The organism is Roseomonas sp. E05, assembly GCF_030063475.1.
GTDB lineage: Bacteria > Pseudomonadota > Alphaproteobacteria > Acetobacterales > Acetobacteraceae > Pseudoroseomonas.
Genome location: NZ_JASIRT010000027.1, coordinates 56,957 through 67,648, shown reverse-complemented (window position 1 = coordinate 67,648; position 10,692 = coordinate 56,957). Strand labels below are relative to the sequence as shown.

Below are 10,692 nucleotides of genomic sequence, written 5' to 3'. Positions count from 1 at the left end.
CATCGCGCAACGCATCCGGGTCCGCGCTCATCCAGGCCAGCCTCCAAAAGCCAGCCTTGAATCACGCCCCGCTCAGCAGCGGAATCCCTCAGATCAGGAAATCGTCACCACCGCCTAGGAGCAGGGCACCTCAGTTGTTCCGCAGATTATCCTGGCGGGCCATCTCGGCATTCACCGCGCCCGCCGCCTCGGCGCTGCGCGGCAGGCGCGGCATGCTGGCCAGCAGGCGCAGCGTCTCCGCCCCGCCACGGCTGAAGGCAGGGCCCTGCAGGGCCGCCTCGGCGGCGGCGCGGCTGCCGCGGTCCAGCGCCTCGGCCGCCTGGCGCAGCGCGCCCATCACCGCCTCGGGTGGCGCTCCGCCATGGATGCCGAGATGGTCGCGCACCTCCCGGCGCGCCCATTGCATCTGCATCACCACCGTCGGCGAGGTCCTGGTGGACCAGTAAGGGTCCTCGGCCAGGGCCTCGGCCAGATACTCGATCTGCACCACCGCCAGCGCCGCCCCGCCGGGCTGCCCCTGCCATCTGGAGAGGTCGCCGAACAGGTTCGGCGCGTTCAGCGCCGCGCCGCGCACCGGGCTGCCGATGCCGAGGAGGTAGGAGCCCGCCGGGTCCGGCGTGGCGCAGGCGGCGAGCAGGGTGGGCAGGGCGAGGGCGGCGAGCAGGGTACGGCGGTTCATTCCAGCTAGATGGTGCAGCCTGTGCTGCGCTGAAGGCGGCCCCGCTTCACGCTGCCGCGCGCGATCCGCCCTTGCTCCCGCCGCGCCGCGCTGCCACACACGCGCCGTCCGAACCTTACTTGCGCCGCGCTCCACAGGCGCCACGGCCAGCGGAACCATGACCGAAGACCTGCCCAACCCCGCCCTGCTGCCCTCCGGCCTCGCCGATCTGCTGCCGCCCGAAGCGGCGCGGGAGGCGGCCATGGTCGAGGCGATGCTCGCGGTCTTCGCCGGGCACGGCTACGAGCGGGTGAAGCCGCCGCTGCTGGAGTTCGAGGATTCCCTGCTGGCCGGCTCCGGCGCCGCGGTGGCCGACCAGACCTTCCGCCTGATGGACCCCGACAGTCACCGCATGATGGGGCTGCGCGCCGACATCACGCCGCAGGTGGCGCGCATCGCCGCGACGCGCCTGGCCGGCCTGCCGCGCCCGCTGCGGCTCTCCTATTCCGGGCAGGTGCTGCACATCCACGGCAGCCAGCTCGCGCCGGAGCGGCAGGTGCCGCAGGCCGGCATCGAGCTGATCGGCGTCGATTGCGCGGAGGCGGATGCCGAGGTGGCGCTACTTGCCATCGAGGCGCTGGCCGCGATCGGCATCGCCGCGCCGAGCCTGGACATCACGCTGCCGACCATGGCGCCCGCGTTGCTGGATGCCGCCGGGGTGCACGGCGATCTGCGCCGCAAGCTGGCGCGCGCGCTGGACCGCAAGGATGCCGCGGCGGTGCGCGAGCTGGCGGCCCTGGCTGGTCCGCCCGCCATCGGCCTGCCGGCGCTGCTGACCGCCGCCGGCCCGGCCGACCGCGCCCTCACGGCCCTGCGCGAGGCCGAGCTGCCGCCTGCCGCCCGCGCCATCGCCGACAATGCCGCGGCCATCGTCGCCGTGATCCGCGCGCGCGCGCCTGAGCTGCGCATCACGCTGGACCCGGTGGAGTTCCGCGGGCTGCAATACCATGTGGGGGTCGCCTTCACGCTCTACGGCCCCGGTACGACCGGCGAGCTGGCGCGCGGCGGCCGCTACCGCTCGGGCGAGGAGCCGGCGACCGGCATGACGCTTTATCTCGACGCGGTGCGCCGCGCCGCGCCGGTGCCGCCCCGGGCACCACGCGTCTTCATCCCGCTCGGCGCCGATCCGGCGGCGGCGGCGGGCCTCAGGGCCCAGGGTTTCGTCACGGTGGCGGCGCTGACCCCCGCCGACACGCCGCAGCGCCTGCGTTGCGGCCACATCCTGCGCGGGACCAGCGCCGCGCCGATCGAGGAGAGTGTGTAGCCATGGCCAATGTCGCCGTGATCGGCGCCCAGTGGGGCGACGAAGGCAAGGGCAAGGTGGTGGACTGGCTGGCGAGCCGGGCCGACATCGTCGTGCGCTTCCAGGGCGGCCACAATGCCGGCCATACGCTGGTGGTGGGCAACCAGACCTATAAGCTGTCGCTGCTGCCCTCCGGCGTGGTGCGCGGCAAGCTCGGCGTCATCGGCAACGGTGTGGTGCTGGACCCGGATGCGCTGCTCGGCGAGATCTCCCGCGTGCGCGGGCAGGGGCTGGACGTTGGTCCGCACAACCTGCGCATCGCCGAGAACGTACCGCTGATCCTGCCGCTGCACCCCGCGATCGACAAGGCGCGCGAGGAAGCCCGCGGCGCCGCCAAGATCGGCACCACCGGGCGCGGCATCGGCCCGGCCTATGAGGATAAGGTCGCGCGCCGCGCCATCCGCCTCTGCGACCTGGCCGAGCCGGAGACGCTTTCCGCCAAGCTCGACGAGCTGTTGCTGCACCACAACACGCTGCTGAAGGGCCTCGGCGCCGAGACCTTCGAGAAGCAGGACCTGCTGGACCGCCTGCTGGCGCTTGCGCCGAAGCTGCTGCCTTATGCCGAGGCGGTGTGGGAGCGGCTGGACGAGGCTCGCCACAAGAACAGCCGCGTGCTGTTCGAGGGCGCCCAGGCGGTGATGCTGGACGTCGATCACGGCACCTATCCTTTCGTCACCTCCTCCAACACGGTGGCGGGCAATGCGGCGGCAGGCTCCGGCATCGGGCCGCACGGCGTCGGCACGGTGCTGGGCATCGCCAAGGCCTACACCACCCGCGTGGGCTCCGGGCCATTCCCGACCGAGCTGCATGACGAGATCGGCAAGCGCCTTGGCGAGCGTGGGCGCGAGTTCGGTACCGTGACCGGGCGGCCGCGCCGCTGCGGCTGGTTCGACGCCTGCCTGGTGCGCCAGGCGGTGAAGGTGGGCGGCGTGCAGGGCCTCGCCCTGACCAAGCTCGACGTGCTGGACGGCCTTGAGGAGCTGAAGATCTGCACGGGCTACCGGATCGACGGCGAGGTGGTGAAGCGCCTGCCGGCCGCCGCCGCCGCCCAGGCCAAGGCGGAGCCGATCTACGAGACGCTGGAAGGCTGGAGCCAGTCCACCATGGGCGCGCGCTCCTGGGCCGAACTGCCGGCGACGGCCATCAAGTACGTCAAGCGCATCGAGGAGCTGGTGGAGGCGCCGGTGACGTTGCTCTCCACCAGCCCGGAGCGCGACGACACCATCCTGGTGAGCGATCCCTTCGCGGGGTGAGGGCGCGGCCCCGATCTGACAGGGAGAGAATGACGGCGCGGGGGAATTCCTTCCCTCGCGCTTTTCTTCGGGGCTCTTTCTGCACATCCCCCGCAGGTCGCGCACCGTGTCGGTTGCCATCGGTGCTGCCGCATTGCCACCAGCCTTGCGGACACAGGTCAGCACCGAGGCCACCCGCGCCTCGTCCAGGCGCCAGGCGAGGGCGGGCATGGCGGGTGCTCCCCAGCTTGGCGGCAGCAGGCGCAAGCTTGCAACCATGCCGTGGGTGGAAGAACTCCGGGGCCAGCTTTCCGCCGTGCGCTGCAGCGAACACAAAAAAAGGCGCGGCCGAGGCCGCGCCCTTCGTTCAGCCGCTGTCCCGGCCGTTCATTCCACGCCCAGGCGGCGCTCCATGATCTGCGTCTTCATGCTCTTCTGCAGCTTCTCGAAGGCGCGTACCTCGATCTGCCGCACGCGCTCGCGGCTGATGTTGTACTGCTGGGAGAGTTCTTCCAGCGTGGTCGGCTCGTCCTTCAGCCGCCGTTCGATCAGGATATGGCGCTCGCGCTCGTTCAGCGTCTTCAGCGCCTCGCCCAGCAGCTCGCGGCGGTTGGAGAGATCCTGCCGCTCGGCAAGCTCCTCCTCCTGGCTCTCGCCCTCGTCCACCAGCCAGTCCTGCCACTCGCCCTCGCTGTCGGCACGCACGGGCGCGTTCAGCGAGTTGTCCGGCGAGGCGAGGCGCCGGTTCATGGAGACCACGTCCTGCTCGGGCACCTGGAGCACGCGGGCAATCTTCTCGACCTGCTCCGGCTGCAGATCGCCTTCCTCCAGCGCGGCCATTTGCCCCTTCAGCCGGCGCAGGTTGAAGAACAGCTTCTTCTGCGCGGCCGTGGTGCCCATCTTCACGAGCGACCACGAATGCAGGATGTACTCTTGGATCGCGGCGCGGATCCACCACATGGCATATGTGGCCAGGCGGAAGCCACGGTCGGGATCGAAGCGACGGACGGCCTGCATCATGCCGACATTGCCCTCGCTGATCAGCTCGCCGACCGGTAGGCCATAGCCACGGTAGCCCATGGCGATCTTCGCCACGAGGCGCAGATGCGAGGTGACAAGCTTGTGGGCGGCCTGCTGGTCGCCATGCTCCTTCCAGTCCTTCGCCAGGCGGTACTCCTCCTCCGGCGAAAGCATGGGGAACTTGCGGATCTCCTGCAGGTAGCGGGAGAGATTGCCTTCAGGGGCAATCGGAATCATCGAAGAAGTGGAAGCCATGTCTGCATCTGCCTCCTGCACCGGCCGGGCGCTCCTGTGACAGCGAGCCCCGGAGGGTATGGTCCGGCCGTCCCCGCTGAGCCCTGGCGCACCGCTCTGCCCCGCGTCACGGGAGGGACAGTTTCGGCGGCCGCGCCTTGGTGATGGCACCCGGCGTTGGCGACGGGTTGAACGCTACCTCTCTTCGATTGGTTTCGCAAGAAAATCCCGACCGTAATAGTCGGGTTACGGCGGGTTACCATCCAGTAATGTTAGCAGCGCCTGCATGTCCGGCGGTAGGGGGGCCGTGAAGCGCAGCAGCTCTCCGCTGACGGGATGGCGGAATCCAAGGCTTTCCGCGTGCAGCGCCTGCCGCGGGAAGGCGAGCAGCGCATCCCGCGCCATGGCGGGCAGGCCGCGGGCGGCTGCGGGTATGCGCCGCAGGTAGACCGGATCTCCCACCAGCGGATGGCCGATCTGGGACAGATGGACACGAATCTGGTGCGTCCGCCCGGTGGCAAGCCGGCAGCGCAGCAGGGCGCAACCGGTGCTCCAGGCGCGCTCGGTGGCGTAGCGGGTGAGGGCCGGCTTGCCGCCGCGCGTGACCACCGCCATGCGCTTGCGGTCGGTCGGGTGGCGGCCGATCGGTGCCTCCACCTCGCCCGCAGGCGGGGAGGGAACGCCCCAGGCGAGGGCGAGATAGGCCCGTTCCAGGTCGCGCGTGGCGAAGGCGGTGCTGAGCACCTGGTGCGCAACCTCCGTCTTCGCCACCACCATCACGCCTGATGTGTCCTTGTCGAGCCGGTGCACGATGCCTGGCCGGCGCTCGCCGCCGATGCCGGTCAGTTCCTCCCCCGCATGGGCCAGCAGGGCGTTGACGAGGGTGCCGTCCTGGTTGCCGGGGGCGGGATGGACCACCAGCCCGGCCGGCTTGTCCAGCACGATCAGGTGCCGGTCCTCGAACAGGATGGTCAGTGGCATGGCCTGGGGCTGCGGGGTGGCGTCCACCGCTGGCGGCGGGGCGACCCGGTAGCGCGCGCCGGGGCGCACCGTCTCGGACGGATCGGTGGCAGGCGTCCCGTCACGGCTGACGTGCCCCGCCTCGATCAACGCCTTGACGCGGGATCGGGAGAGCGTGCCTATCCCCGCCGCCAGGAACCGGTCGAGCCGGTCACCTGCATGGGTGGCCTCGGCAAGGATCTCGAAGGGGCCGTCAGGCATGGGGCCGGGCTCGGGCTGGCTTGCGGAAGGGGAGGGATGGGTGCGCGCGCTCAAGATTCTGGTCGTGGTGATGGGGGTGATGATCATCGTGGGCGCGGTGGCGCTGGTGGTGGCCCTGGTGCAGCGCTCGCACACGGCGATGAGTGGCCTCACGTCGCCGGTTAGCACGGATCTGGCGCTGCGGCAGCCGCCGGGCACGCAGATCGGGCAGATCGCCGTGCTGAATGGTCAGCTGGCCATCTGGGTGGAGCGGCCGGATGGCGGGCGCATCCTGCTGGTCGATCCGCAGGGGGGGCGGGTGGCGGGGGAAATCCGGCTGGGCGAATGAGCCTGCCGGATGGGGAGGAGAAAGGAAGCATTCCGCCTGCGGAAATATGGAATCTCCCTCTTGCCGGCCTGCGGGCAGGCCTATAAAAGCCCCCTCACGCCTCCAGTCCCCTTCGTCTAGAGGCCTAGGACACCGCCCTCTCACGGCGGCAACAGGGGTTCGAATCCCCTAGGGGACGCCAGGGCACGCCTTCGGGCGCTGGCCCGGCTGCCAAGGCGGCTTCAGCCATTATCCGTGAAATGTCTGTTCCACAGTCCGGCTCTGTTGAGGGCGCGGCGCTGATGCCCTTTGCTCAGGCGTCGCCCTTTGTGCCTGCTGCGGAGTTGCGCCGGCCCTCTCGGTCATTCGTTCCAGCACAGCCCAAGCGGCGGTGGATGTCCGACTCCCTTGCGCCGCCGGCCGGCCAGCGCGAGCAGGCCTGGTCGCTTTGCGGCGGAGGGCAGGCGCGCGCCCGCTGCTACGGGCAAGCTGAAATGACGGATTTCTGCGCAAGCGCCGCAGGCAGCACCGGAGCGGCCTGTGCATGCAGGGCAGGGGCCAGAAGGCGCGCTGCCTTCGTGGGTGCGGTGCCGGCCTTGCCGTTCGGGCTGAGGGCGGGAGAGTCCCCGAGATTGCTGAAGGTCAGGGCCGCCAGCACCAGCGTGATGCCGTAGGCCATGCTGACCATCAACATCGGCCCCCGCGCGTACCAGAACCTTTCAAATGCCACCCGTCCGCTGAAGCGCATCATCCTGGCCTCTTTCCAAGGCAGCCTTGTGGGGCCTGTGGTCAGGCACGTCTGGCTACCTTACCATCCGTGGTCGTGCATGAAGCGCGCGATCTGCAGCTGCTCCCAGGCCAGCCCCAACCTGCCCTGAAAGCCCGCCAGCACCCTCCGGGCGGCCCGCGCTTCCTGCCAATGGCCGCCTCGCTCCAGGGCGATAACGGCCGACAGTTGCCGCGCGATGCAATCTTCGCTTTCCCGCACTCTCCGCTCGGCGAGAGCGAGAGGCGTCTCATTCGGTCCATCGGTTCGCATCTTCTCTGGCCGGCAAGCTGGCTGATGCGGAAAGCATTGGCCTCCGAGGAATATCGGTTGTTGCCGGCCACTCTGTTATCGCGCTTTCGGATATCAACCGTTCGAGGGATTCACCTCTGCGCCGGGCGTGGCAGACAGAGCTTCGGCCACCGGAGGCGAGGCCGCGGCCTCGCCTCCAGGAAAGCCCCCGCGAAGTTGAGCGCAAGCCCGGTTACCACCCGAACTGCATCCTTCTAGGCTCCGCCGCAGGTTACCGCCGCCCATCCGGGCATCAGGCGGAACCTTGCAGCTGGCAGGGAGCGGATCGGCGTGGCAGAGGCCTTCCAGCATGCAGCAACTACAGGCATCCCACCAGGCGCCACGGGGATGCCCACCCGGCATACCGGCGGCTTGCTGGCGCTGGCCATCATCCTGCTGGCGCTTCCTGTCCTGCTCACGCCCATCCCGCCGCTGCTCGACTATCCAAATCATCTGGCGCGGCTCTGGTTACTGGCCGGGGGCGCGGCGCAGCCTCCTTTCGACCGCATCTATGCTGTGGACCTCACCAGCGTGCGGACGAACATCGGCATCGATCTGCTGGCGGCCGCGCTGGGATCATGGCTCCCGACGATCGAGCGGTTCGGCCAGTGTCTGGTGCTGGCGGCGGTGGTGCTTCCGCCGCTCGGCGCCGCTCTGCTCAACCGCTCCGCCTTCGGTGGCCTGCACTGGTGGCTCGTCGGGCTGCCCCTGCTGGCCTGGAACTGGACGCTGATCGCGGGCTTCCTGAACTTCCAGATCGGCCTCGGCCTCGCCCTTTTGGCCGCCGCCGCCGATCCCGCGCTGGCGCGCCGCGCCGGGCCGGCCGGGAGCTTCGCACTTCGCGCCGCGCTGGCCGTGGTGCTGTTGCTGGCCCATGCCTTTGCCGCCTTCTTCTATGCCGGGCTGCTCGCCGCCCTGGCTTTCGGATCGGGCTGGGGCGCGCTGCGCTCGCCGCGAGAGCTGGGACGGGCCACCTTGCGGGTGGCCGTGGCAGTGCTGCCGGTGGCGCTGCCGGTGCTGCTTGCCTGGCTTTCCGCACCTGCCCTGCCAGGGGCGCAAGAGGACCCCGCCACACAGACCTCCTGGCAGGGCGGCTTCAGCCTGCATGCCAAGCTGGTGACGCTGTTCTCCGGCATCGCGGCCTACAAATCGCTTCTCGACCTGGCCTTCGTGGCGTTGCTCGGTCTCCCGGTGCTCTGGGCGCTGGCGACACGACGGCTCCGCTTCCATGCCGGCCTCCTGCTGGCCGCGCTCGGCTTTCTCGCCCTTGCCTTCGCCGTGCCGCCCAAGGTTGCCGGAACCTATTTCGTGGACGCGCGCTTCCCGATCATGGCCGTGCTCGCCGTGGCCGCCGCGCTGCGCCCCGAGTTGGCCGCGCCGGCCTGGAAGGGGCGCCGGGTCGCCGAGGGCCTGCTGGCCTGCACGCTGCTGGTCCTGGTCGGGCTGCGGGCTGCCTGGGTGGGCAACATCTGGCACGAGCGGCAGGCGGACATCGCCTCGCTGCGCCGCGCGCTGGCGCATGTCCCGCCCGGGCAGGCCATCCTGCAGGTCACGCATGCCATGACCGTCCCGGCGCGCCGCGCCGCGCCGCAGGGGCGCTATTACGGCGGCGGCGGCCCGATGCTCTACGAGCACCTGCCCGCGCTGGCGGTGCCATGGAGGCATGCCTTCGTGCCCATTCTCTTCGCCTCGCGCGGGAAGCAGCCGCTGCGGGTCCTGCCGCCCTGGGATGAGATCGCCGGTCCTGACAACACGACCGCGGTCTCGGTTCACCGTCTCGCCGATGCGGACCATGCCGCCCTGCCGGAGAACACCGAGTATGTCCGCGCCTGGCGCACACGATTCGACTACGTGCTCGTCCTGAATGCCGACCAGCCCGACGATGAAGGCCCGATGACCATGCCTCCGGAGCTGGAACCGGTGGTGGATGAAGGCTTCGCGCAGCTCTACCGCGTCCGCTCCCGCGCTGCCTTGCCCCTCTCGGGTGCCGCCACCGGAGGGCAGGGAAGGGAGGAAGTGCCGGGGCGGCGCAGTGGCGCCGCTGCGCGTGTAGAGCGCCTTTCACCCCGCAGTGGAGGTGGTGACAGTCTCACGGAATCGCGATAATTCTCCTATATGGTGTTACGATTCATATTTTTGATCGCGCTGGTTGCTTTCATTGTCACACTGCAGGCGACGGTCCCCTCCTGCGAGCGGCTGATCCCGGAATGGGTTGTGCCTGTTTTGCTGATCCTGTCCTTCCTGAGCGCTCTCCAGGTCGTTCACGCGGCAGTCCGGTGGCTGCGCACCGACTTCGCGGAAGACGATCTCTCCTGATCCATGCGGCGCCGCTGCTCCCGTGCGTGATGCCGCCACCGGCGAGGCGCGTTGCGCCCGGACGCTGACAGGGTGAGACCGGCGCCGCTGGCGGCGCATGCAGCAGGCCGCCGGGGAGCATTGCCTCAGGGAACCAGCACCAGCGCCCCCGCCACCGCGCCTGCCCGGAGGCGGGCGAGCGCCTCATTGGCGCGGCCGAGCGGCAACGTCTCGACCGTGCTGCGCACCGGCACGCGCGGCGCCAGCGCCAGGAACTCCTCCCCGTCGCGCCGTGTCAGGTTGGCCACCGAGCGCACGCAGCGCTCGTGCCAGAGGAGCTCGTAGGGAAAGGCCGGAATCTCGCTCATGTGGATGCCGGCGCAGACCACCGTACCGCCGCGATCCACGGCGCGTAGCGCAGCCGGCAGCAGCGCGCCCACCGGGGCGAACAGGATGGCCGCATCCAGCGGCACCGGCCCCGGCGCATCGGAGGGGCCAGCCCAGATGGCACCCTGCTGCCGGGCGAAGGCTTCCGCCGCCGTGTCGCCAGGGCGGGTAAAGGCGAAGATCTCACGGCCCTCATGGCGGGCCACCTGCGCGACGATATGCGCCGCGGCGCCAAAGCCGTAGAGGCCAATCCGGCGCGCATCCCCCGCCATGCGCAGTGCCCGATGGCCGATCAGGCCGGCGCAGAGCAGCGGCGCGGCCTCGGCGTCGCTGTAGGATTCGGGCAGGGCGAAGCAGAAGCGCTCATCCGCCACGGTCAGCTCGGCATAGCCGCCGTCAATCTGGTAGCCGGTGAAGCGTGCCTGCTGGCAGAGGTTCTCGCGCCCCGCGCGGCAGAAGCGGCATTCCCCGCAGGCGAAGCCGAGCCAGGGAACGCCGACGCGCTCCCCGGTCCGGAAGCGCGAGGCTCCCGGTCCGGCTTCCACCACACGCCCGACGATCTCGTGGCCAGGGATGACCTGGGGCTTGGGCTCCGGCAGCTCGCCATCCACCACATGCAGGTCGGTCCGGCAGACGGCGCAGGCGGCGACGCGCAGCAGAAGCTGCCCAGGCCCAGGGCGCGGGTCCGGCACGGCGGCGCATCGCAGCGGCATCCTGGGCCGGTCGAGGACACAGGCGCGCATCGGGCATCTCCTCCTGGGCGGGCGGCGCAGCATGGCCGAGGCAGGAGGACGGCGCGCTGATCCGGATCAGGGCGGGCCGGCGTGGTTCACGCCACCCTCACCTATGGCCGCCGCGCCGCCCGGGGATACCGCCGGCGGTGGGGCGCAACAGCCCGGACACGGGCCGGAAAGGAGC

Annotated in this window: 10 protein-coding genes and 1 tRNA gene; 6 read left to right on the top strand and 5 right to left on the bottom strand. The window is 70.4% G+C overall.

Annotated elements, in window-relative coordinates:
- Positions 1-130: 130 nt before the first annotated feature.
- Positions 131-679 (bottom strand): hypothetical protein, encoded by a 549-nt coding sequence (locus tag QMO56_RS20720; RefSeq protein WP_283528930.1) that lies wholly within the window; start codon positions 677-679, stop codon positions 131-133.
- 157 nt (positions 680-836) lie between these two features.
- Here QMO56_RS20720 and QMO56_RS20715 point away from each other — a divergent pair, with 157 nt between their 5' ends.
- The gene (locus tag QMO56_RS20715) at positions 837-1,982 is read left to right on the top strand and encodes an ATP phosphoribosyltransferase regulatory subunit (protein ID WP_283528928.1); all 1,146 of its coding nucleotides are present in this window, start codon (positions 837-839) and stop codon (positions 1,980-1,982) included.
- A 2-nt stretch (positions 1,983-1,984) separates the two neighbouring features.
- Positions 1,985-3,274: an adenylosuccinate synthase gene (locus tag QMO56_RS20710; protein WP_283528926.1), complete on the top strand. Its 1,290-nt coding sequence runs from the start codon at positions 1,985-1,987 to the stop codon at positions 3,272-3,274.
- 366 nt (positions 3,275-3,640) lie between these two features.
- Here QMO56_RS20710 and rpoH read toward each other — a convergent pair whose 3' ends face one another.
- Both rpoH and QMO56_RS20700 read right to left on the bottom strand, forming a co-directional pair.
- The gene (rpoH, locus tag QMO56_RS20705) at positions 3,641-4,528 is read right to left on the bottom strand and encodes an RNA polymerase sigma factor RpoH (RefSeq protein ID WP_283528924.1); all 888 of its coding nucleotides are present in this window, start codon (positions 4,526-4,528) and stop codon (positions 3,641-3,643) included.
- Between the two features lie 225 nt (positions 4,529-4,753).
- The gene (locus QMO56_RS20700) at positions 4,754-5,728 is read right to left on the bottom strand and encodes an RluA family pseudouridine synthase (RefSeq protein WP_283528922.1); all 975 of its coding nucleotides are present in this window, start codon (positions 5,726-5,728) and stop codon (positions 4,754-4,756) included.
- A gap of 40 nt (positions 5,729-5,768) precedes the next feature.
- Between QMO56_RS20700 and QMO56_RS20695 the strand changes: the two genes are divergently transcribed.
- A complete protein-coding gene (locus tag QMO56_RS20695; RefSeq protein ID WP_283528921.1) occupies positions 5,769-6,056 on the top strand; it encodes a DUF6476 family protein in 288 nt (95 codons plus the stop codon).
- Positions 6,057-6,161: 105 nt separating this feature from the next.
- Positions 6,162-6,237: transfer RNA gene (locus QMO56_RS20690), tRNA-Glu, on the top strand.
- A 276-nt stretch (positions 6,238-6,513) separates the two neighbouring features.
- Here QMO56_RS20690 and QMO56_RS20685 read toward each other — a convergent pair.
- A complete protein-coding gene (locus QMO56_RS20685) occupies positions 6,514-6,786 on the bottom strand; it encodes a hypothetical protein (protein ID WP_283528919.1) in 273 nt (90 codons plus the stop codon).
- 654 nt (positions 6,787-7,440) lie between these two features.
- Here QMO56_RS20685 and QMO56_RS20680 point away from each other — a divergent pair.
- Positions 7,441-9,198 carry a hypothetical protein gene (locus tag QMO56_RS20680; protein WP_283528917.1) on the top strand — a complete coding sequence of 586 codons (1,758 nt, stop codon included), beginning with the start codon at positions 7,441-7,443 and terminating at the stop codon, positions 9,196-9,198.
- A 30-nt stretch (positions 9,199-9,228) separates the two neighbouring features.
- Positions 9,229-9,408, top strand: coding sequence for a hypothetical protein (locus QMO56_RS20675; protein WP_283528916.1), 180 nt, complete (start codon positions 9,229-9,231; stop codon positions 9,406-9,408).
- A 125-nt stretch (positions 9,409-9,533) separates the two neighbouring features.
- Here the strand turns inward: QMO56_RS20675 and QMO56_RS20670 are convergent, their stop codons facing one another.
- Positions 9,534-10,517: a zinc-dependent alcohol dehydrogenase family protein gene (locus QMO56_RS20670; RefSeq protein ID WP_283528914.1), complete on the bottom strand. Its 984-nt coding sequence runs from the start codon at positions 10,515-10,517 to the stop codon at positions 9,534-9,536.
- Positions 10,518-10,692: the final 175 nt, after the last annotated feature.

What these genes read in the sequence shown, in the direction of transcription:
- QMO56_RS20720 (WP_283528930.1), bottom strand. Translation starts at nt 679, where the DNA reads ATGAACCGCCGTACCCTGCTCGCCGCCCTCGCCCTGCCCACCCTGCTC.
- QMO56_RS20680 (WP_283528917.1), top strand. Translation starts at nt 7,441, where the DNA reads ATGCCCACCCGGCATACCGGCGGCTTGCTGGCGCTGGCCATCATCCTG.
- QMO56_RS20710 (WP_283528926.1), top strand. Translation starts at nt 1,985, where the DNA reads ATGGCCAATGTCGCCGTGATCGGCGCCCAGTGGGGCGACGAAGGCAAG.
- QMO56_RS20685 (WP_283528919.1), bottom strand. Translation starts at nt 6,786, where the DNA reads ATGATGCGCTTCAGCGGACGGGTGGCATTTGAAAGGTTCTGGTACGCG.
- QMO56_RS20670 (WP_283528914.1), bottom strand. Translation starts at nt 10,517, where the DNA reads ATGCGCGCCTGTGTCCTCGACCGGCCCAGGATGCCGCTGCGATGCGCC.
- QMO56_RS20700 (WP_283528922.1), bottom strand. Translation starts at nt 5,728, where the DNA reads ATGCCTGACGGCCCCTTCGAGATCCTTGCCGAGGCCACCCATGCAGGT.
- rpoH (WP_283528924.1), bottom strand. Translation starts at nt 4,528, where the DNA reads ATGGCTTCCACTTCTTCGATGATTCCGATTGCCCCTGAAGGCAATCTC.
- QMO56_RS20715 (WP_283528928.1), top strand. Translation starts at nt 837, where the DNA reads ATGACCGAAGACCTGCCCAACCCCGCCCTGCTGCCCTCCGGCCTCGCC.